The organism is Gordonibacter pamelaeae (genome assembly GCF_003340385.1).
GTDB classification, from domain to species: domain Bacteria; phylum Actinomycetota; class Coriobacteriia; order Coriobacteriales; family Eggerthellaceae; genus Gordonibacter; species Gordonibacter pamelaeae.
Map to the genome: position 1 here is coordinate 76,292 of NZ_PPTS01000004.1, position 19,127 is coordinate 95,418.

Annotated in this window: 22 protein-coding genes; 2 read left to right on the top strand and 20 right to left on the bottom strand. The window is 67.5% G+C overall.

What is annotated here, in order from left to right; translation table 11 throughout:
• Positions 1 to 8 precede the first annotated feature (8 nt).
• From C1877_RS07465 to C1877_RS07520, 12 genes are all read right to left on the bottom strand, one after another.
• Entirely contained in the window at positions 9 to 710 is a 702-nt protein-coding gene (locus C1877_RS07465) for an ABC transporter ATP-binding protein (protein WP_041239800.1), read from the bottom strand.
• A gap of 165 nt (positions 711 to 875) precedes the next feature.
• Positions 876 to 1,160: a 50S ribosomal protein L23 gene (rplW, locus tag C1877_RS07470; RefSeq protein WP_015540478.1), complete on the bottom strand. Its 285-nt coding sequence runs from the start codon at positions 1,158 to 1,160 to the stop codon at positions 876 to 878.
• Complete coding sequence (gene rplD / locus C1877_RS07475) at positions 1,160 to 1,783, bottom strand: 50S ribosomal protein L4 (RefSeq protein WP_087190458.1); 624 nt, start codon at positions 1,781 to 1,783, stop codon at positions 1,160 to 1,162. The genes rplW and rplD overlap by 1 nt, the downstream gene beginning before the upstream one ends.
• Before the next feature lie 29 nt (positions 1,784 to 1,812).
• Positions 1,813 to 2,433, bottom strand: coding sequence for a 50S ribosomal protein L3 (gene rplC / locus C1877_RS07480; protein WP_114568845.1), 621 nt, complete (start codon positions 2,431 to 2,433; stop codon positions 1,813 to 1,815).
• A 16-nt stretch (positions 2,434 to 2,449) separates the two neighbouring features.
• Positions 2,450 to 2,758: a 30S ribosomal protein S10 gene (gene rpsJ / locus C1877_RS07485; protein WP_009304899.1), complete on the bottom strand. Its 309-nt coding sequence runs from the start codon at positions 2,756 to 2,758 to the stop codon at positions 2,450 to 2,452.
• Between the two features lie 35 nt (positions 2,759 to 2,793).
• Positions 2,794 to 4,911: an elongation factor G gene (fusA, locus tag C1877_RS07490; RefSeq protein WP_041239797.1), complete on the bottom strand. Its 2,118-nt coding sequence runs from the start codon at positions 4,909 to 4,911 to the stop codon at positions 2,794 to 2,796.
• 14 nt (positions 4,912 to 4,925) lie between these two features.
• Positions 4,926 to 5,396, bottom strand: a complete 471-nt coding sequence (gene rpsG, locus C1877_RS07495; RefSeq protein ID WP_041240690.1) for a 30S ribosomal protein S7 — start codon at positions 5,394 to 5,396, stop codon at positions 4,926 to 4,928.
• Between the two features lie 121 nt (positions 5,397 to 5,517).
• Positions 5,518 to 5,889, bottom strand: a complete 372-nt coding sequence (gene rpsL, locus C1877_RS07500; RefSeq protein ID WP_041239796.1) for a 30S ribosomal protein S12 — start codon at positions 5,887 to 5,889, stop codon at positions 5,518 to 5,520.
• A 263-nt stretch (positions 5,890 to 6,152) separates the two neighbouring features.
• Complete coding sequence (locus C1877_RS07505) at positions 6,153 to 6,668, bottom strand: type II toxin-antitoxin system VapC family toxin (protein WP_114568846.1); 516 nt, start codon at positions 6,666 to 6,668, stop codon at positions 6,153 to 6,155.
• Complete coding sequence (locus C1877_RS15485) at positions 6,665 to 7,084, bottom strand: type II toxin-antitoxin system RelB/DinJ family antitoxin (protein ID WP_114568847.1); 420 nt, start codon at positions 7,082 to 7,084, stop codon at positions 6,665 to 6,667. Before C1877_RS15485 ends, C1877_RS07505 begins: the two co-directional genes overlap by 4 nt.
• Positions 7,085 to 7,178: 94 nt before the next feature.
• Entirely contained in the window at positions 7,179 to 8,291 is a 1,113-nt protein-coding gene (locus C1877_RS07515) for a M20/M25/M40 family metallo-hydrolase (protein WP_114568848.1), read from the bottom strand.
• A gap of 113 nt (positions 8,292 to 8,404) precedes the next feature.
• Complete coding sequence (locus C1877_RS07520) at positions 8,405 to 9,778, bottom strand: putative manganese-dependent inorganic diphosphatase (protein WP_041239794.1); 1,374 nt, start codon at positions 9,776 to 9,778, stop codon at positions 8,405 to 8,407.
• Positions 9,779 to 10,089: 311 nt separating this feature from the next.
• Between C1877_RS07520 and sdaAA the strand changes: the two genes are divergently transcribed.
• Positions 10,090 to 11,733, top strand: a complete 1,644-nt coding sequence (sdaAA, locus tag C1877_RS07525; RefSeq protein ID WP_114568849.1) for an L-serine ammonia-lyase, iron-sulfur-dependent, subunit alpha — start codon at positions 10,090 to 10,092, stop codon at positions 11,731 to 11,733.
• Between the two features lie 133 nt (positions 11,734 to 11,866).
• Here the strand turns inward: sdaAA and C1877_RS07530 are convergent, their stop codons facing one another.
• From C1877_RS07530 to C1877_RS07540, 3 genes are all read right to left on the bottom strand, one after another.
• The gene (locus C1877_RS07530) at positions 11,867 to 12,151 is read right to left on the bottom strand and encodes a hypothetical protein (protein WP_015540474.1); all 285 of its coding nucleotides are present in this window, start codon (positions 12,149 to 12,151) and stop codon (positions 11,867 to 11,869) included.
• Positions 12,151 to 12,669, bottom strand: coding sequence for an FKBP-type peptidyl-prolyl cis-trans isomerase (locus C1877_RS15340; RefSeq protein WP_049784210.1), 519 nt, complete (start codon positions 12,667 to 12,669; stop codon positions 12,151 to 12,153). Before C1877_RS15340 ends, C1877_RS07530 begins: the two co-directional genes overlap by 1 nt.
• A 364-nt stretch (positions 12,670 to 13,033) precedes the next feature.
• A complete protein-coding gene (locus C1877_RS07540; protein ID WP_114568851.1) occupies positions 13,034 to 13,312 on the bottom strand; it encodes a hypothetical protein in 279 nt (92 codons plus the stop codon).
• 93 nt (positions 13,313 to 13,405) lie between these two features.
• Between C1877_RS07540 and C1877_RS07545 the strand changes: the two genes are divergently transcribed.
• Positions 13,406 to 14,686: a radical SAM protein gene (locus C1877_RS07545; protein WP_114568852.1), complete on the top strand. Its 1,281-nt coding sequence runs from the start codon at positions 13,406 to 13,408 to the stop codon at positions 14,684 to 14,686.
• A gap of 125 nt (positions 14,687 to 14,811) precedes the next feature.
• Here the strand turns inward: C1877_RS07545 and C1877_RS07550 are convergent, their stop codons facing one another.
• The 5 genes from C1877_RS07550 to C1877_RS07570 form a co-directional block, all read right to left on the bottom strand.
• Positions 14,812 to 15,150 carry a hypothetical protein gene (locus tag C1877_RS07550; protein WP_015540472.1) on the bottom strand — a complete coding sequence of 113 codons (339 nt, stop codon included), beginning with the start codon at positions 15,148 to 15,150 and terminating at the stop codon, positions 14,812 to 14,814.
• 193 nt (positions 15,151 to 15,343) lie between these two features.
• A complete protein-coding gene (locus C1877_RS07555) occupies positions 15,344 to 15,613 on the bottom strand; it encodes a hypothetical protein (RefSeq protein WP_015540471.1) in 270 nt (89 codons plus the stop codon).
• An 81-nt stretch (positions 15,614 to 15,694) separates the two neighbouring features.
• Complete coding sequence (locus C1877_RS07560) at positions 15,695 to 16,054, bottom strand: hypothetical protein (protein ID WP_015540470.1); 360 nt, start codon at positions 16,052 to 16,054, stop codon at positions 15,695 to 15,697.
• A 20-nt stretch (positions 16,055 to 16,074) separates the two neighbouring features.
• Complete coding sequence (locus C1877_RS07565) at positions 16,075 to 18,387, bottom strand: molybdopterin-dependent oxidoreductase (protein ID WP_041239793.1); 2,313 nt, start codon at positions 18,385 to 18,387, stop codon at positions 16,075 to 16,077.
• Positions 18,388 to 18,546: 159 nt separating this feature from the next.
• Positions 18,547 to 18,798, bottom strand: a complete 252-nt coding sequence (locus C1877_RS07570; RefSeq protein WP_041239792.1) for a hypothetical protein — start codon at positions 18,796 to 18,798, stop codon at positions 18,547 to 18,549.
• Positions 18,799 to 19,127 lie beyond the last annotated feature (329 nt).

Consider the following 19,127-nt stretch of genomic DNA (forward strand, 5'->3'; position numbering starts at 1 on the left):
CCGCTCCCCTACCACTCCAGGACGTCGGCCGACAGCGGGGCCTCGTTGATCTCGACGCCCGCCACGCGCCCCTCGCGGATGTGGATGACGCGGTCGGCTATGGCCGTGAACGCCGAGTTGTGCGTGATGAGCACGACGGTCTTGCCGGTGTCGTAGCACGTGTCCTGCAACAGCCGCAGGATGGCCTTGCCGGTATGGTAGTCCAGCGCACCGGTGGGCTCGTCGCACAGAAGCAGCTTCGGGTTCTTCGCCAGCGCGCGGGCGATGGCCACGCGCTGCTGCTCGCCGCCGGAGAGCTGGGCGGGGAAGTTGTCCAGCCGATGCCCCAGCCCCACCTGGGCAAGCACCTCGGCCGCATCGAGCGGGTCCTTGCAGATCTGGCTCGCCAGCTCCACGTTCTCCAACGCCGTGAGGTTCTGCACGAGGTTGTAGAACTGGAACACGAAGCCTATGTCGTAGCGGCGGTAGTAGGTGAGCTCCTTGCTGTTGAACGCGCTGATTTCGCGCCCGTCCAGCATGATGGTGCCCGACGAGCACCCGTCCATGCCGCCCAGCATGTTCAGGAGCGTGGTCTTGCCGGCGCCCGAGGGCCCCACCACCACCACGAGCTCGCCGCGCTCGATGTCGAACGTCATCCCGTCGACGGCCGCGACCTCCACCTCGCCCATCGTGTACACCTTGCGCACGTCGCGGAACTCCACGAATGCCAAATCGATCCCTCTCTTCACCCTCGCAGCTGCGTTTGCCCCACCATACACCAACCATCCCGTCCGCGCACGCGAGCATACAAACTCGCCATGCGCCCCGGCCCTCCCCCAACACGAAAAGCGCCCCGCAGATGCGGGGCGCTCCAAAGCTTCGGACGGCTCGATAGCCTAGCTGGCGAACAGCTCGATCGTGTCGCCTTCCTTCAGCGTGACCATGGCCTTCTTCCAGGTGCGGGTCTGGCCCAGCTGGTAGCGGACGCGCTTGGGCTTCGGCTTCACGTTCAGCGTGTTCACCTTCACGACCTTCACGTTGAAGATGGCCTCGACGGCCTGGGCGATCTCCACCTTGTTGGAGTCCTTCGCCACCTCGAACGTGTACGTGTTCTTCTCCATCATGTCGTAGCTATGCTCCGTGATGATGGGGCGGATGATAACCTCGCGGGGATCCTTCATTATGCGAGCACCTCCTCGATGTACTTGAGGGCGTCGGCCGTCACCACGAGCTTCTTGTTGTCGATGAGCTCGTAGGTGTTGATGTCGGACACCGGGATGATGTTCACCTTCGGGATGTTGCGGAACGACAGGTACGTGTTCACCGCGTCGTCGGCGATGACGAGCGCCACGCGACCCTCGAGGCCGAGCGCCTTCATCGCGGCCACGGCGGCCTTCGTGGAGGGCTTCTCGAACTCGAAGTCCTTCACCACCACCAGCTCGCCGTCGGCCAGCTTGGCGGAGAGCGCGGAGCGCATCGCCAGCTTGACCTCCTTGTTGTTCACGCGGAACGCGTAGCTGCGCGGATGCGGGCCGAACACGGTGCCGCCGCCGGCCCACTGGGGGGCGCGGATGGTGCCCTGGCGGGCACGGCCGGTGCCCTTCTGGCGCCACGGCTTCTTGCCGCCGCCGCGCACCTGGCCGCGGGTGAGCGTGTTGCTCGTGCCCTGGCGCCAGGCCGCGCGCTGCGAGCGAACGACCGTGTGCATGACGGTCATGTTCGGCTCGATGCCGAAAACGGTAGCGGCGAGGTCGGCGGAACCGGCCTTCTTCCCGCTCGCGTCTTTGATCTCAATCGTGGTCATTTAAACTCCTTATTACTTTCGATCCACGTTTACGCCATGCGGACGCGAACGATGCCATTCTTGCCGCCGGGGACGGCGCCCTTCACGAGGATGAGGTTCTGGTCCTCGTCGACGCGCACGACCTCGAGGTTCTTCACCGTCACGGTGTCGCAGCCCATGTGACCCGGGAGCTTGAGCCCCTTGAACACGCGGGACGGCGTGGCGCACTGGCCCACCGAGCCGGGAGCGCGGTGGAAGTGCGCGCCGTGGCCGCCCGGGCCGCCGCGGAAGCCGTAGCGCTTCATGACGCCGGCGAAGCCCTTGCCCTTGGACGTGCCGGTCACGTCGACCTTCTTCGTCTCGACGAACGCGGCGACCGTCTGCTCGTCGCCCACGTTGTACTCGCCGGCATTCTCCACGCGCACCTCGCGCAGGTAGCGCACGGGAGCCGCGCCCTGCTTCTCGAAGTGGCCCTTCATGGGCTTGTTGACCTTCTTCTCCTTGATGGCGCCGAAGCCCATCTGCACGGCCTCGTAGCCGTCGGTGGCCTTCGTCTTCACCTGGCAGACCTTGTTGGGCTCGGCCTGGATGACCGTCACCGGGACGACGCGGTCGTCCTCGCCGAAGATCTGGGTCATGCCGATCTTCTTACCGTAGATTGCGTTGATCATTATCGCCTGACCCCCTTTACAGCTTGATTTCGATGTCGACACCGGCGGGGAGATCGAGACGCATCAGGGAATCCACCGTGTTCGGGGTGGGCTCCAGGATGTCGATGAGGCGCTTGTGCGTGCGCATCTCGAACTGCTCGCGCGAATCCTTGTCGACGTGCGGGCCCTTGACGACGCAGTACAGGTTGCGCTCCGTCGGCAGCGGGATGGGACCGGACACCTTGGCACCCGTCTTCTGCGCGGTATCGACGATGAGCTTCGTGGACTGGTCCACGATCTCATGGTCGTACCCCTTCAAGCGGATGCGAATCTTCTGATTAGCCACTTACTTACCTCCGTTATGCTTCAGGTCGCGCGCGCTTACGCGTTCCCGCCGGCCTTGCTGATAATTTCCTCCGCCACGCTCTTGGGCACCGGCTCGTAGGAGTCGAACTGCATGGTGTACACAGCCCGGCCCTGCGTGCCGCTGCGCAGGTCGGTGGCGTAGCCGAACATGTTGCCCAGCGGCACCTTCGCGCTGACCACGATGGCGTTGCCGCGCTTCTCCTGGCCCTGGATCATACCGCGGCGGGAGGGGATGTCGCCCATGACGAAGCCCGTGTACTCCTCCGGCGTCTCGATCTCCACGGCCATGACCGGCTCGAGGATGACGGGGCTGGACTTGCGGAGCGCTTCCTTGATGGCCATGGAACCCGCCACCTTGAACGCCGCCTCGGAGGAGTCGACGTCGTGGTACGAGCCGTCGACGAGTTCCACGCGCACGTCCTCGACCGGGTAGCCCGCGAGCACGCCGGAGTTCAGCGCCTCCTGGATGCCCTTGTCGATGGAGGGGATGTACTCCTTCGGCACCACGCCGCCCACGATCTTGTTCTCGAACAGGTAGCCTTCGCCGGCCTCCTGCGGGTACATGTTGATGACCGCATGGCCGTACTGGCCGCGACCGCCGGTCTGGCGCACGAACTTGCCCTCGGCGTTCATGACCTCCTTGCCGGGGCGCTCGCGGTAGGCAACCTGGGGCTTGCCCACGTTGGCCTCGACCTTGAACTCGCGCAGCAGGCGGTCGATGATGATCTCGAGGTGCAGCTCGCCCATGCCGGCGATGATGGTCTGGCCGGTCTCGTGGTTCGTGGACACGCGGAACGTCGGGTCCTCCTCGGCGAGCTTCTGCAGCGCCACGCCCATCTTGTCCTGCTCGGCCTTCGTCTTCGGCTCGACGGCGATGTCGATGACCGGGTCGGCGAACTCCATGGACTCCAGGATGATGGGGTGCTTCTCGTCGCAGAGCGTGTCGCCCGTGGACACGTCCTTCAGGCCCACCACGGCCACGATGTCGCCCGCCTGGCAGGCATCGATGTCGACGCGCTGGTTCGAGTGCATCTGCAGAAGGCGGCCGATGCGCTCCTTCTTGTCCTTCGACGCGTTCATGATGTAGGAGCCGGAATCCAGGCTGCCCGAGTACACGCGCAGGTAGGTGAGCTTGCCCACGAACGGGTCGGTCATGATCTTGAAGGCGAGCGCGGAGAACGGGGCCTTCACGTCGGAGGGACGCTCGTCCTCGGCACCCGTGTCGGGGTTCGTGCCCTTGATGGCCGGGATGTCAACCGGGGAGGGCATGTAGTCCACCACGGCGTCGAGCAGCTCCTGCACGCCCTTGTTCTTGTAGGACGAGCCCACGAACACAGGGTGGATCTGGCAGGCGATGGTGCCCTTGCGCAGGGCGGCCTTCAGCTCCTCGACCGTGACCTCCTCCTCCATGAGCACCTTCTCCATGAGGTCGTCGTCGCAGTCGGCGGCGGCCTCCAGCAGCTCCTGGCGGCGCAGCTCGGCCTCCTCGGCGAACTCGGCCGGGATGGCGTCCATGGGCTCGGGGTAGGTCATGCCCTTGTCGTCGGCCTTGAAGTCCCAGGCCGTCATCGTCACGAGGTCGATGACGCCCCAGAAGTTGTCCTCGGCGCCCATGGGAACCTGCGCGGCCACGGCCGGCGCGCCCAGGCGGTCCTTCATGGTCTGGATGGCGTTGAAGAAGTCGGCGCCCACGCGGTCGTACTTGTTGATGTAGGCGATGCGGGGCACGCCGTACTTGCTGGCCTGGCGCCACACGGTCTCGGACTGCGGCTGCACGCCGGCCACGGCGTCGAACACCGCGACGGCGCCGTCGAGCACGCGCAGGGAGCGCTCGACCTCGGCCGTGAAGTCAACGTGGCCGGGCGTGTCGATGATCTGGAAGCGGTACTCCTTGCCGTTGTCGGCACCGCCGGGGTATTTCCAGAAGCACGTGGTGGCGGCGGCCGTGATGGTCACGCCGCGCTCCTGCTCCTGCACCATCCAGTCCATCGTCGCGGCGCCGTCGTGCACCTCGCCGATCTTGTGGGTCTTGCCCGTGTAGTAGAGGATGCGCTCGGTCGTCGTCGTCTTGCCCGCGTCGATGTGGGCCATGATGCCGATGTTGCGCGTGTCTTGTAGAGACATTTTAGCCATAGACTGGGTCCCCCTTAGAAGCGGTAGTGCGAGAACGCACGGTTGGACTCGGCCATCTTGTACAGGTCCTCGCGCTTCTTCACCGACGCGCCGGTGTTCTCGGCGGCGTCCATGATCTCGGCGGCGAGGCGCTCCTTCATCGTGTGCTCCTTGCGCTTGCGCGAGAAGTCCACGATCCAGCGGATGGCGAGCGTCGTCGAACGGCGGGAGTTGACCTCCATCGGCACCTGGTAGGTGGCGCCGCCGACGCGCTTGGGCTTGACCTCGAGGGTCGGGCGGACGTTGTCCATGGCCTTCTTGAACACGGCCAGCGGGTCGCCGCCGGTCTTCTGCTCCACGATGGCGAACGCACCGTAGACGATGCCCTCGGCGGTGGCCTTCTTGCCATCGAGGAGGACCTTGTTGATCAGCTGCGTGACCAAACGGTTGTTGTACTGTGCGTCCGGCTGAACTTCACGACGGACTGCTGCTGCACGACGCGGCATGTATTTCTCCTTCTGGTTCCTGCGCGCTTCCGGGCGGCTCTTCGTCCCGCCCATTAGGCCGCCGCCCCACGCCCCCTTTGGGCGGAAGCGGCCTTAGCGGCCCGCGCGTCTTATCGGTTGCTTACTTGGGGCGCTTGGCGCCGTAACGGCTGCGGGCCTGCTTGCGGTTGTCCACGGCGGCGCAGTCGAGCGCAGCACGGATGACCTTGTAGCGGACACCGGGGAGGTCCTTCACGCGGCCGCCGCGCAAAAGCACCATGGAGTGCTCCTGCAGGTTGTGGCCGACGCCCGGGATGTAGGCCGTCACTTCCATGCCGTTGACGAGGCGCACGCGGCAGACCTTGCGGAGAGCCGAGTTCGGCTTCTTCGGCGTGGTTGTGAACACGCGGGTGCACACGCCGCGCTTCTGCGGGTTGCCCTTCAGGGCCGGTGTCTTGCTCTTGTCGACCGTCTTTTTGCGGCCCTTGCGGACCAGCTGGTTGATAGTAGGCAAAGCTTCTCTCCTTTTACCTCTTGCTTGTTCCGATTACCTTTATATAGATAGGGAATCGCTTCTGCGGTGCCTCCCTGTGCGCTCAGCTGATTCGCACAGGAAAACATACGCCCACGTGGGACGCGAACGAGAACTTTATCATCGCCCCCGCAGCTTGTCAAACGCCACGCACCCGGGAGTGTCTATATCTCCCACCTGCGTTTCGCCTGATGAAAGGCATCGGGCGCCGTTCGATAGGCGAAAGGCTCCACGTAATCTCGAATTTATTCCGCGTCGTCGGCCGCCGCGGCGCGCACGCGCAGGAGCGCGCGCATGTCGGCCGGGTCGAGGCAGGCCACGGGCGCATGGCGCAGCAGCGCCCGGTCCGACGTGACCACGTAGTCGGCATCGACGCGCGCGGCGGCGGCCAGCAGCAGGTCGTCCTCGAAGTCGTCGTGGAGGTCGCGGTAGGTCATGGCGCGCAGGGCCTCGTTCTGCCCCACGGGCACGATCATCGAGAGCTCCATGACGTTGCGCACGCTCGACCACGCTGATTCGCGCACCGCCGCGGCAAAGAGCTCGTCAACGGGCTTGCCGTGCTCCCGCAGATACCGCTTCGTCTCCTGGCAGAGGAGGAAGAAAAGATCGGGCATCGTTGCCGACGAGGTGTGCAGCACGGCATCGGCTGCCGTCGCCTCCGCCATGAACCCCATCGCCGCTTCATGCGCTTCGGGCCTGCGCTCGAGGAAATAATCGATCCACACGTTCGTATCGACGAGCAGCTTCAGCGGCAGGCTCATGGCAGACCCCTCTCGGACGCCTTCTCGAGGTACGCCTCGTAGCGCAGATCGTCGTAGTAGGCCTCGTGGACCTCGTCGTCGTCGAGCTCCCTCTTCGGCTTGCCGAAGTACTCGTCCTCGCGCAGGTCCTCGCACGTGATCTTGCGCGGCGCCGGCACGGGCAGGCCGTTGTCGAGGAAGAAGTTCCGCCAGATGGCGGCCCCCTCGCGCACGAGGGCCAGGCGGCGCTGCACCTCGGCGTCGTGCTCGGCGCCGCGCGCGGGGCGCATGAACGCGGGCGGCTCGCCCTTCTCCTCGGCGTACTCCCACACGGCGCGCACCACCTGCGAGGGCGTGAGCCCCCATCGGGCGAACACCTCGTCGCCGCGAGCCTTCGTCTCCTCGTCGATGCGCACGTTCATCTGCACGGCGGCCATGGCGCCTCCTCTGCGGTCGGGCTGCTTGCTGCTATATAGTATAGCACAGACAAGGCTGCCGGCCATGCGCCGGGAGGGCGCCCCGCCGGCGCCGCTACGCGACGCCTTCCCTCACCAGCGCCTCCACGAGGCGGGCGGTGCCCTCGAGGTCGGCCACGGAGATATGCTCCTCCGGCGAGTGGAAGGCCGCCATGCCCACGCCGAGCGTCACGGCGCGCACGCCGCGGGCCGCCAGGACGTTCGCGTCGGAGCCGCCGCCGTCGTGGCGGAAGCAAGGCTCCAGCCCGGCGGCGCGCGCCGCACGGGCGGCCGTCTGCACGAGGGCGTCGTCCTCGTCGTAGAGCACGGCGCCGTAGCTGAACGTCCAGTCGATGTCCACCGAGCCGCCGAAGCGCGCGGCAGCCTGCTCGAGGGCGACCGTCATGGCGGCCTTCTGCACCTCGGCACGGTCGGGGTAGAGCGAGCGGCACTCGCCGCGCAGCGTGCACGCCTCGGGCACGACGTTCGTCTCGCGCCCGCCGGCTATCACGCCGATGTTCGCCGTGGTGGCCTCGTCGAGGCGCCCGAGCGGCATGGCCTCGATGGACGCCGCGGCCATTTGGATGGCCGAGACGCCCGCCTCGGGCACCACGCCCGCGTGCGATGCGCGGCCGACGAACGCGGCCTCCAGCGTCCAGTGGCAGGGCGCGCCCGTGATGACGGTGCCGGGCGCGCCGTCGGCGTCCAGCACGTAGCACGGCGCGCCCGCGGGCAGCGCGTCCGGCGCGAGCGCGCCGGAGCCCAGCAGGTGCTGCTCCTCGCAGGTGGTGAGGAGCACCGTGACGTCGGGGCGCGGCGCGCCCCCCTCCACCACCGAGCGCACGCCCTCAAGGATGGCCGCGATGCCGGCCTTGTCGTCGGCCGAGAGGATGGTGTCGCCGGCCGAGCGCACCACGCCGTCCTCCACCACCGGCTCGATGCCCGCGCAGGGCTGCACCGTGTCCATATGGGCCGACAGCACCACGTGCCCCGGCGCCGTTCCCGGCAGGTGCGCCACGAGGTTGCCCGTGTCCGCCCCCGTCTGCGCGGCCGAGTCGTCGAAGCGCACGGAGAAGCCCAGTCCCCGCAGCTCGTCGGCGCAGCGTGCAGCCATGGCGGCCTCGCGGCGCGAGGGGCTCTCGATGCGGACGATCTCGCAGAACAGGTCGAGCAGGCGGGTGGGGTTCATGGGCTTTCTTCTCTCTTCCTCGATGGTTTCGGCTCATCGTGCTCGCGCGGCGCGCGAGGGGCACGGCGTTCGCGGCGGCAGGTCCCGGCAGCTGCGGGGCCGCCGGCCGCCCGTCACGCCCCCAGGATCTTCGCGGCCACCTGCTTCTTGCGGCTCAAGACGCCCGGCATCCAGGTGCCGCCCTCGGCGGAGCAGTCGATGTTGAACACGCGGTTCACGGTGCGCAGGTTGCCCTCGCACAAAAACTGGCTGCCCTCGGCCAGGATGTCCGTGACCATGAGCAGCACGAACTCGTAGCCGCGGTCTTCCCTCAAACGGCGCATGTAGGCGCGTATCTCGTCCTCGCGCTTCATGACGGCCGGCAGGTCCACCGTCTCGTGCTGCGCGATGAGCACGGTGGAGTCGCCCAGCTGGAACTCCTTGGAATCGGCGCCCACGAGCTTCGCGACGGGCATGTTGTCCTCGCCGCCGCGGCACCTGAACACGGCCAGGCCGAACGCGGTGGGGTCGACGCCGGCCACGTCCGCCAGGAAGTCCACGATCTCGTGGTCGACGTAGGTGGCGGTGGGCGACTTCAGGATGACCGTGTCGGTCATGACGGCCGACAGGAGCACGCTGGCTATGGCGGGAGGCATCTCCACGCAGTGGCGGCGGAACTCCATGGCCACGATGGTGGCGGTGGAGCCCACGGGGAGGTTCAGGAACTTGATGGGGTTGGCCGTCATGACGTCGGCGATGCGGTGGTGGTCGACGATCTCCACGACCTCGGCCTCCTCGATGCCGTTGGCGGCCTGGCGCGTCTCGTTGTGGTCCACGAGCACCACCTTGCGCCGCGGGTGCACCGCCACGTCGGAGCGCGTGACGATGCCGATGGCGAACCCGTCGTCGTCCAGCACCACGGCCTCGCGCAGGGCGCTGGCCATGAGGTCCTCGACGGCCTCCTTCAGCAGGCCGTCCTTGTCCAGCTCCAGCACGTCGGTCTCGGTGATGTCGCTGACCTTCTGCCCCAGCGACGCGATGAGGTCGCCCGCCACGGCCATCTCGTTCGCGCCGCCCTCCTCCAGCACGTCGGTGGCCGCGATGTAGCGCTCGGCTATCATGCGCGTGGTGATGAGGCCCCGGTAGGTGCCGTCGTCGTTCGTCACCACGAGCGCGCGCACGTTGTGCTGGCGCAGCAGGCGGCCCGCCGCGAGCAGCGTGGCGTCGTGGGCGATGGAGATGGGATCGGGCGTCATGACGTCGGACACGCGCGCGTGGACATGGCCCACGACCTCGGGCAGCGGCAGGCCGTTCTCCTTCAGGATCCAGCTGCTCTCGGGGGGCAGCGGCCCCAGGCGCGCCGGCACGTACACGGCCGGCGCCTCCCCGTCGCGCGCCTCCCGGCGCGCCAGCTCGTTCTTCAGGTAGGCGTAGCCCACCGCAGCGCAGATGGAATCGTTGTCAGGGTTCTTGTGGCCCACCACGATGATGGGTGCCGCTGTGGCCATGCTCGCTCCTTCGCCGCACGGCGCCCCGGGCGGGGCGCCTTCGTCTGCCGTTTTCATATCGGAATAGGGCCGCGCGGGCATGCCCGCGGCTTTGATGGGAAACAGTATAGCGACGGAAGGGCGGGCGCTGCGGTTCCGCCATCGTTTCGTCGTGGAATCTCACGAAATGAGCGGTCGGCGGGGCGCGCCCGCGCGGTATGCGCTACCATGGCAGCGAAACAGGCGCCCCGCCGATGAAGGCCGGGCAACCGGAGCCCGCCCTGCCCCGCCGCCGGCGCAGGAGCGCCAGGAGGACAGTCGAAAGGACGCGCATGGAAACGCTCGGATTCGCCGACATCGTCGGCCCCATCATGGTGGGGCCCTCCAGCTCCCACACGGCGGGCGCGCTGCGCATCGCGCGCATGGCGCGCAGCCTGCTGGCGGCGGCGCCGGCGCGCGCGGAGTTCACGCTGTACGGCTCGTTCGCGCACACGCAGTCGGGCCACGGCACCGACAAGGCGCTCGTGGCGGGCCTTCTGGGCCTCGCGCCCGACGACCTGGGCGTGCGCGACTCGTTCGAGCGCGCGCACGCGGCCGGGCTGGCCTTCTCGTTCGCCTGCGACCGCGAGGCGGGCGTGGAGCACCCGAACACGGTGGACGCGCGCATCGTGGACGCGGAAGGCGGCGTGCTGGAGGTGCGGGGCGTGAGCGTGGGCGGCGGGGCGGCCGTCGTCACGCGCATCGACGGCATCGACGTCAACGTCACCGGCGAGCACACGAGCGTGGTCGTGCGCCAGCGCGACGAGACGGGGGTGCTCGCGCACATCGCGGGCTGCTTCTCGGACTGCGCGGTGAACATCGCCACCACGCGCATGTACCGCACGCGGCGCGGGTCCGATGCGTTCACGGTCATGGAGCTGGACGGCCCGGTGCCCGCCGAGGCGAAGGCCGCCATCGAGCGCCACCTCGCCGTGCGCGACGTGCGCATCGTGCCTGCCGACGGGCCGGCCGGACAGCCGGCGGGCGGCACCGATGCGCGCGCGGGAGCGGCGGGCGGCACGGCCGGGGCCGCCGAGCAGGCCGAGGAGCGCTTCGCCGCCTGCGACTTCGCCTCGGGCGCCGAGCTGCTCGACCGCTGCGCCGAGCAGGGCACGGGCCTGGCCGGCGCGTTTTTGGCCCGCGAGCAGGCGCTCGCCGCGCTCGACGGGCGCACGTGCGACGCCCTGCCCTACGCCGACCGGGCGCTCGCCGTCATGCGGGCCTCGGCCACGGAGCCGCTGCGCGAGCCCGCGCCCTCCATGGGCGGCCTCATCGGCGGCGAGGCGCGCGACGTGCGGCGGGCGCGCGAGCGGGGCTTCGCGGCAGTAGACGCCCTGACGGGAGCGGCCATGGAGCACGCGCTGGCCGTGCTGGAGACGAACGCGTCCATGGGCCGCATCGTGGCCGCCCCCACTGCCGGCTCGGCCGGCGTCGTGCCGGGCGTGCTGCTGGCCCTGGAGCAGGAGCGCGGCCTGGATGCCGCCACGCTGTGCCGCGGCCTGCTGGCCGCCGGCGCCGTGGGGTACCTCATAGCCCGCAACGCCACGGTGTCGGGCGCCGAGGGCGGCTGCCAGGCCGAGATAGGCTCGGCGGCCGCGATGGCCGCCGCGGCCGCCGTGGAGATGGCGGGCGGCACGCCGGCGCAGGCGCTCGATGCGGCCGCGAACGCGCTCTCATCGCTCATGGGGCTGGTGTGCGACCCGGTGGGCGGCCTCGTGGAGGTGCCCTGCCAGAAGCGCAACGCCACCGCCGCGGCCACGGCGCTCGTGAGCGCGCAGATCGCGCTTGCGGGCGTGGGCAACCTCGTGGGCTTCGACGAGACGGTGGCCGCGATGGATGCCGTGGGGCGCGCGCTGCCCTTCGAGCTGCGCGAGAGCGCCCTCGGCGGCATCGCCGCGGCGCCGAGCGCCTGCGCCTGGTGCGCCGCGCGCGCCTAGGCGGACGCCCGCGGGCGCCGTCCGGGCGCAAACGAACAGCACGGCCTCCGGTCCTCCGGGCAGAACGCCCGGAGGACCGGAGGCCGTCAAAGAATCGGCGGGCGAACCCGAAGGGCGCCGGTCCGGGCGAAGCCTACAGCGGCTCGCTCACGCGCACCTGGCACGGGCGCAGCTCGCCGTCGGGCTGCTCGGTCTTTCCCTTGCGGCAGGGGTTGTAGCACACCTCGCCGCAGATCGTGCAGGTCACCGGCTCCGGAAGGGCCAGATCGGTCAGGTCGAAACCGCATTTGGTGCACGGGTTGGGCTTCGAGAAGTGCTCGAGGTCGACCGCGTTGAACATGCCGCATTCGGGGCACTTCACCGGACGCTTGCGCGGCGGCCGGCAGCCGCCGCAGATGGGATTGCACGACCAGCACATTAGCGGAAGTCCTCGCCCTGGTCGCCTCCCAAGAGCTTCGCCTGCTCCTTCAGGTGCTGAGCCTTCTCGGCGGCGGACACGAAGTCCTCGGGGGCATCCTCCACCTCCAGCAGCTCCACCTCGAACGTCAGGCTCTTGCCCGCCAGGGGGTGGTTCAGGTCGAACGTGACCAGGCCGTCCGTTATGTCCAGCACGGTGGCGGGCATCGGCGCGCCGTCCTCGCTGCTCGACAGCATGATGCGCTTGCCCACCTTCACGTCGTTCACGGGAATCTGCTCGAGCGGGATCTTCGCCACGTGGCCCTCGAGGTACTCGCCGTAGGCGCCGTACTCGTCCACCGTGAACGTCTTCTTCTCGCCCGCCTCGTTCATCTCCAGGATGGCCTTCTCGAAGCCGTCGATGGCCATGTCCATGCCCGTTTGGAACTTCATGGGCTTCTCTTCCGTGGCGAAGCCGAACACCGTGCCGTCATCGAGCTTGCCCGTGTACACCAGGGTTACCGTTGAGCCAAGTTGCATCGTCTTGATCTCCTTCTTTCGCATTGACAGGAACGTAAAACCGACGGCAGGGCGCGGCAGGGGGTTCCTCGCCTGCCGCGCGGCCGCGCGGCGCGTACGGCGCCGAGGACCCGCGAGCCGTCGGGTCGCCTTCGATTGGATGCCGCAGGAGGGACAGAGGCCCCGCGGCCGGCCTTCAGGTAAGCCGCGCATCCCGCAAGGCCCCGGCATGCCGGGACGCAGCACGACGAACGGGCTGGGAACGAATGACCGCTTTGACAGTTCTACCGAGTGGACTCCATTGTAGCACACGGACGCCGCCCCTGCCCGCCGTGCCGGCGCCAATCAACGCCGATCGGCGCACTCGCCCGACCGGCCCCCGCCCTTACGCCGGGTCGGCCGTGTTGAGGCAGATGGCGCACCGCTGCAGCCCGTCCACCATCTCCTGCGTCGGCGGCTCGCCAAGGGGCGCGCCCGCCTCCATCCGGCCGTCGAGCGCCAGGCAGGAGCGCACGAACGCCTCGTCCTCGGGCTTGAGCATGCCCAGCCTCCGCGCCTCCCTGAAACCGTCTTCCACGTCCGTGGACCTCGCCACGCGCCAGAGGTGCAACGTCACCAGGCGCACCGAGCCGCGGAACCGCCTCTCTATCGAAACCCCTGCCATACCGTCCTCGCTTCCGTTTTCCGACCACAGTCTACCACGAACGGCAGCTCGTGCCCTATAATGGAAAGCCGCAGATAACGAAGGAGAATCCCCATGCCGAATGAAGCCCTTGACGCTGCCCTCGCCCAGTACGGGGCGGTGGGCGCGCGCTACGTGGCAACGCTCGAGGACAAGGGCCTCGTGTTCGCCGAGGAGGGTGCGGGCGCGCAGCGCCGCGCCGAGCTGCGCGCCCAGCTGGCGGCGCGCGGCGTGACCGTGCGCAACGCGGGCGCCAGCCTGAGCGCGGGCCACCTGTCCCCCGCCTGCGTGGAGTGCACGGGCAACCGCGGGTCGGAGACGTTCTCCACCACGTTCAAGTGCCACCGCGACTGCTACTTCTGCTTCAACCACAACCAGCCCGACTACGAGCGGTTCTTCCGCGAGGGGTGCCCGTGGGAGGAGGGCGTGGCCCGGGCGGCGGCCGAGAACGACGCGCTCGCCTGCGTGGGCCTGACCGGGGGCGAGCCGCTGCTCGACCTGGAGAACGCCCTGCTCTTCCTCGAGCGCGCGGGCGAGCTGTGGCCCGGCGCCCACAAGCGCCTCTACACCTCGGGCGACCTTCTGACCGCAGAGGCCGCCGCGCGCCTGCGCGATGCCGGGCTCGACGAGATCCGCTTCAGCGTGAAGGACGACGACGCCCCCGAGCAGCAGGGGCGAGTGATCGCCGCCATGCGGCTCGCCAAGGGCTTCATCCCCTCGGTCATGGTTGAGATGCCCGTGATCCCCGGAGCGCGCACGCACCTGCAGCAGCTGTTCCGCCAGTTCGAGGACGTGGGCATCGACGGCATCAACCTGCTGGAGTTCTGCTTCCCCTTCTGCAACTGGGACGAGTTCGCCCGGCGCGGCCTCACGCTCAAGAACCCGCCGTTCGAGGTCATGTACGACTACGGCTACTCGGGGGGCCTGGCCGTTGCGGGCAGCGAGGAGCTGGCGCTCGAGCTCATGCTGTGGGCGCTCGACGAGGGACTGAGCTTCGGAATGCACTACTGCTCGCTCGAGAACAAGCACCGCAGCGAGATGCGCCAGAAGAACGAGCGCGCCGCGCATGCGCACCCGTGCGTCGCGTTCGACGAGGGCGATTTCTTCCTGAAGACGGCGAAGGCCTTCGGGCCGGACGTGGAGCCGGTGCGCGCCGCGCTCGAGGCGGAGGGCTGCACGGACTTCATGGAGGACCCCGAGGAGGGCTCGCTCGCGTTCCCGCCGCGCTTCCTCGAGACGGCGCGGAGCGTCCGGCGTCCAGACGGCGAGCCGGTACAGATCCAGAGATGCTTCCTCGTGTACGAGGTCGGCGAGGACGGCGGCTACCTCATCGACGTCGCCTTGCGCCCGGCGTAAGGCCGGCGCCGACAGCCGGCGCGCCGCGCACTACGGGAAAGGCCCGCGCCTGTGGCGCGGGCCTTTCCCGTATCGAAGCTTGCAGATCGGCCCCCGAAGTGCGGGCCCCTCGTGCGCGTGGGCGCCTAGCAGGCCCGCTTCCAGGGCGCGCCCGCCGGGTTGAGCTTGCGGCGCGCCGAGAGCTCGTCGGCGAACATGATGCAGTAGCGCAGGCCCTTGAGCGTGACGTACAGGCAGGCTATCTCATGCTTGCCACCGTGGTTGAACACGTCGTACGTCAGATACTCGCGCTCGATCATGGGCTCGTAGAGGGGGCTGCCCTTCACCTTCTCCATCAGCAGGTTCGTGGACTCGCGCCCCAGCTCGTCCTGCTTGAGGGAGATGTTGTACAGGATATCCTCCTGCTCGGGGGTCAGCCGACCCAATTTTTCGATCTCGGCCCTGATGACGTCTTCGGTTCCCATAAGCCCTCGTCTCCTTGTGCGGTTCGGTGCCCGCGTTCCCAATGGTTCCCACAGTTCCCAATACGGTGCCCGTAAGGCTTTCCCGCCAGCAAAGCGCTGCAGGCGCCGTAGTGCTCGCCATTCTAAAAGAGGACCCACTTCAAGCAACAAGCGAGTCCTCCTTTTGCCTCTGCGCAAGCTTAGTGCTTAAAGCTTAGCTCACCGGCTTGATGTCCTTGAAGCTGCCGCCCAGGCCAAGCTCGCCGGCACCCTCGTTGCCGGTAGCCTTCGTGGAGGTGTAGCCGCCCCAAGCGCGAGCAATGTACTTGTCCTTCACGAAGAAGACGTTCAGCTTCAGCAGGTCCGGCTTGGTCAGCTCGAACTCGGCCGCGGCCTCGTCCTGGGTCTTGCCCTCGGCCATGAGAGCGTTCAGCTTGTCGGCTGCTGCCTGAGGATCGAGATCCATGAACTCATCATGCGTCATTGTGCCCTCCTTGTCAGTCGTTACAGCGTCGTGGCCGCCGTCCGCAAAGGCAGCGGCCACGACAATCATAGCATTATCGGCTTACAGCTGGAACAGGACCATCGGGCGGTCGAACTCCGCCATCTTGGCCTGCATCTCCTCGAGCGTGCCATAGTACATGGACGCGGACTCCTCGACCTGCACGGCCAGGGGACGCTGGCCGGCCTTGTCGCCGCCGGTGCCCCAGTGCTCGGAGAAGATCGACGTCGGGCACGGGATGTAGAACCACTCCCACGCGTCGCCGTCGGAACCCTCGGCCTTGCGGAAGGGGCCGACCTCGACCTCTTTGATGCCGAACTGGTCGAGCGGGAGGCCCAGCTCTTCCTTGCAGGCGATCTCTGCGGCATGGTTGCCGGAGAAGTAGGTGTAATCAACGAGCAAAGCGTATTTCTGGTCTGCCATTATCGCCACTTCCTTTCGGGTTAGTCTTGGTCCAGGCTACGGACGCGGCGGACGTTGCACATGACACCCTTGTACGGGGCGCCGAAACCGAGCTTGCCAACGTTGAAGTGCGGCACCAGGCTGTTGAAGTTGGACTTCCACACGCCGAACAGGTTGGGCTCCTCGCCGTCCTGCTCGGGGAACCACCAGCCGTGCGCGCAGTTCAGGATGCCGGGCTTCATGACCGGGGTGACCTCGGCCTTGAAGCGGGCCTCGCCGAACATGTTGTACACCTCGCACCAGTCGCCGTCGGTGATACCGTACTCGGCAGCCGTCTCCGGGTTGATCTGGACCCACGGCCACGGATCGATCTGGCGCAGCGACGGCACGTGACGATGCTCGGAGTGGAACGAGCTGTAGCGACGCGAACCGGACGTGGTGATCAGCGGGTACTGACCGGCGAAGTCGGGCTTGCTGATGGGGCTGTAGTTCGGCTCCTCGTAGTAGGGCAGCGGATCCTCGCCCCAGGATTCGTACAGGATAGAGTAAGCTTCGATCTGGCCCGTGATGGTGTTGAAGCCGGGCTCGCCGTCGAAGCGGAGCAGGCCCTTCTCGTACTTCTCGTACTCGAAGCCATGGGCGCCGGGCTGGTAGAGACCCTCCTCGCGGAACTGGTTCCAGTCCATGCCGAGCTCCTTCAGCTGGTCGCTGTAGAAGTCCTCCACGGCAACCGCCAGGGCGTCGAGGTCGAGGGACTTGCCGTCGGCCGGCTTGTACCACGGCCACCAGGACGGGTTGAGGCGCTGGCCGAACATGAGGCAGATCTCCACGTCGGACTTGCACTCGCCCACCTGCAGAGCCTTGTTCATGGGGCCCATGAACACGGTGTTGCGGCCGTAGTGCGTGAGCACGATGCCGTTGTGCTCGGCCCACGTGGCCATCGGCAGGAAGTAGTCGCCCACGGCCATGGCCGTCGGGGTCATGGTCAGGTCCTGGACCACGACGAACTCGAGCTTCTGCAGGGCCTTGTGCCAACGCTTAGGCTGCGCGGAGCACGTCGGGGTGAGGAAGTTGGAGCTGTTGAACCAACCCATCTTCAGGGCGTAGGGCTGGTCGGTCTCCATGGTGTTCAGCGTCTCGTCGGGCTGGGTGGTAGCCATGCCGGTGGACAGGCCGGGCCACGCCGCCGCGCCGATGCGCTTCTGCCACACGTCGTCGGCCATGGCGCCACGCTGCTCCATGCGCCACTTGCCGAGCAGGGCCGACGGAGGACCGAGGGTCAGGCCGCCGGGACGGTCGATGGAGCCGGCGAGGGCAGCCAGGACGATGAACGCCTGGGACAGCTGCACGCCGTTCTTGTTCTGGTCGAACGCGAGGCCCCACGCCCAGCCGATCGGGCGCTCGGTACCGATGATGTGCGCGACGCGCTTGATGTCCTCGGCGTCGACGCCGGTGATCTCGGCAACCTTGTCGACGGGGTACTCGGCCGCGCGAGCCTTCATGTCGTCGAGGCCGTAGATCCACTTCTCGGCGAACTCTTGGTCGTACTCGCCCGTCTCGAACATGAGGTTCATGATGGCGAGGGCCAGGGCCGTGTCGGTCTGCGGGCGGACCTGCAGGTTGATGTTGCCGTCGTGCGCGCCCACCCACGTGATGCGGGGGTCGATGGAGATGATCTTCGTGCCAAGCTTCATCAGGTCGACGAGGCAGTGGCCGAAGAAGCCGTCACCGTTGGAGGGCAGGGGCTCCTTGCCCCAGACCACGATCCACTTCGGCACGGTGTAGCGCGGGTCCTGGTAGCTGCCCGGCAGGTGACCGGCGTAGTCGAGCTCGGGGTAGCCGGCGCCCAGCACGTAGTCGGAGATGGAGCAACGCGGGCCGTAGCAGGACCAACCGGACTGCGTGTAGCAGCAGTTGGGCGACTGCAGCACCGAGAACGTCAGCGCATAGTAGAAGATGCAAGCCTCGCGGCCGGTGCCGCCGAAGACCACGATGGACTCGGGGCCGTAGGTGTTCTGGAAGTAGCGCACCTTGTCGCAGATGGTGTCCAGGGCCTCGTCCCACGTGGTCTGAACCCACTTGTCCTTGCCGCGGTCCTCCGGGTTGCGCTTCATCGGGTGGATGATGCGCGAAGGCGCGTACGTGTACTCGCGCAGCGCGAGGTTCATCGCGTTCACGCGGCCCGTGGTGATGGGGTTGTCGTCGTCGCCCTCGATGCGGACGAGCTCGCCGTCCTTCGTGACAACCTTGACGCCGTATCCCACCGGGTGGCTTCCCGGAGGCGACCACGTGTTGCTGCGGGTTACGACAGTCCCGTCTTCCATCACGGTTTGCCACTGTTTACCGTATGCCATGTTCTCCTTCTTTCTACACTCTCACTCGTGTTTCGGTAGAAGCATCTCTGCGCTTGTCATCGCGCGAAACCTCGTGTAGATCCTCGTGCTGGGGACCACCCCCTTCCGTGGTCGCGGCGCCCGTCCCCTTTGCAGGCGCCGCTTAAGCATCGCGTCCGCTTACGCGGTGGGAGGCTTGGGAGCACCGGGGGCCGCGGGGGCCTTCGGGGCGCCGGGGGCCGCGGGGGCCGCAGGGGCGCCGGGAGCTGCGTTCGGCAGCGGCTTCTCGCCGTTGATATACGGCGAGAAGTCGGCCTTGCAGAACGGGCATGCCTTCAACGTAACGCCGGCCATCATCTGGATGGTCTTGCCGCACTCGGGGCATTTGTTCATGCCGCCGCTCGCACCTGCATCTGCTGGTCTGAAGCACATAGGGGAATCCTCCGTCTCATTTCTTCGGCCGGCTCGGACGGCACATCGCACCGTCTTGCTGCCAACCCCTTGCCATAATGTTCGTCAGCGAAAGCCTGACGGGAAACAGCTTAGTTGCCCGGGCGGGAGGGGCATCGAATCACGGGGACAATTTTGGGGATCATACCATCGTCCCCGGAGGTTGATTTTCGTCAACCCAAGAGGTTGCGGTTTATTATATTGCCTGATCATTGGCATAATTTTGAGTTTAGCCGCCCGGCGTCGAACCGACGGCCGCAACCGCTGAAAACAGCTCTTGGCACCGTGTCCCAGGAGGCCCTGCGGTATAA

What these genes read in the sequence shown, in the direction of transcription:
- rplC (WP_114568845.1), bottom strand. Translation starts at nt 2,433, where the DNA reads ATGATCAACGCAATCTACGGTAAGAAGATCGGCATGACCCAGATCTTC.
- C1877_RS15485 (WP_114568847.1), bottom strand. Translation starts at nt 7,084, where the DNA reads ATGGCCGCCGTGCAGATGAACGTGCGCATCGACGAGGAGACGAAGGCT.
- rplW (WP_015540478.1), bottom strand. Translation starts at nt 1,160, where the DNA reads ATGAAGGATCCCCGCGAGGTTATCATCCGCCCCATCATCACGGAGCAT.
- C1877_RS07545 (WP_114568852.1), top strand. Translation starts at nt 13,406, where the DNA reads ATGCCGAATGAAGCCCTTGACGCTGCCCTCGCCCAGTACGGGGCGGTG.
- C1877_RS15340 (WP_049784210.1), bottom strand. Translation starts at nt 12,669, where the DNA reads ATGCAACTTGGCTCAACGGTAACCCTGGTGTACACGGGCAAGCTCGAT.
- C1877_RS07570 (WP_041239792.1), bottom strand. Translation starts at nt 18,798, where the DNA reads ATGTGCTTCAGACCAGCAGATGCAGGTGCGAGCGGCGGCATGAACAAA.
- C1877_RS07555 (WP_015540471.1), bottom strand. Translation starts at nt 15,613, where the DNA reads ATGACGCATGATGAGTTCATGGATCTCGATCCTCAGGCAGCAGCCGAC.
- fusA (WP_041239797.1), bottom strand. Translation starts at nt 4,911, where the DNA reads ATGGCTAAAATGTCTCTACAAGACACGCGCAACATCGGCATCATGGCC.
- sdaAA (WP_114568849.1), top strand. Translation starts at nt 10,090, where the DNA reads ATGGAAACGCTCGGATTCGCCGACATCGTCGGCCCCATCATGGTGGGG.
- rplD (WP_087190458.1), bottom strand. Translation starts at nt 1,783, where the DNA reads ATGACCACGATTGAGATCAAAGACGCGAGCGGGAAGAAGGCCGGTTCC.
- C1877_RS07530 (WP_015540474.1), bottom strand. Translation starts at nt 12,151, where the DNA reads ATGTGCTGGTCGTGCAATCCCATCTGCGGCGGCTGCCGGCCGCCGCGC.
- C1877_RS07560 (WP_015540470.1), bottom strand. Translation starts at nt 16,054, where the DNA reads ATGGCAGACCAGAAATACGCTTTGCTCGTTGATTACACCTACTTCTCC.
- C1877_RS07565 (WP_041239793.1), bottom strand. Translation starts at nt 18,387, where the DNA reads ATGGCATACGGTAAACAGTGGCAAACCGTGATGGAAGACGGGACTGTC.
- rpsG (WP_041240690.1), bottom strand. Translation starts at nt 5,396, where the DNA reads ATGCCGCGTCGTGCAGCAGCAGTCCGTCGTGAAGTTCAGCCGGACGCA.
- C1877_RS07540 (WP_114568851.1), bottom strand. Translation starts at nt 13,312, where the DNA reads ATGGCAGGGGTTTCGATAGAGAGGCGGTTCCGCGGCTCGGTGCGCCTG.
- C1877_RS07550 (WP_015540472.1), bottom strand. Translation starts at nt 15,150, where the DNA reads ATGGGAACCGAAGACGTCATCAGGGCCGAGATCGAAAAATTGGGTCGG.
- C1877_RS07505 (WP_114568846.1), bottom strand. Translation starts at nt 6,668, where the DNA reads ATGAGCCTGCCGCTGAAGCTGCTCGTCGATACGAACGTGTGGATCGAT.
- C1877_RS07515 (WP_114568848.1), bottom strand. Translation starts at nt 8,291, where the DNA reads ATGAACCCCACCCGCCTGCTCGACCTGTTCTGCGAGATCGTCCGCATC.
- C1877_RS07520 (WP_041239794.1), bottom strand. Translation starts at nt 9,778, where the DNA reads ATGGCCACAGCGGCACCCATCATCGTGGTGGGCCACAAGAACCCTGAC.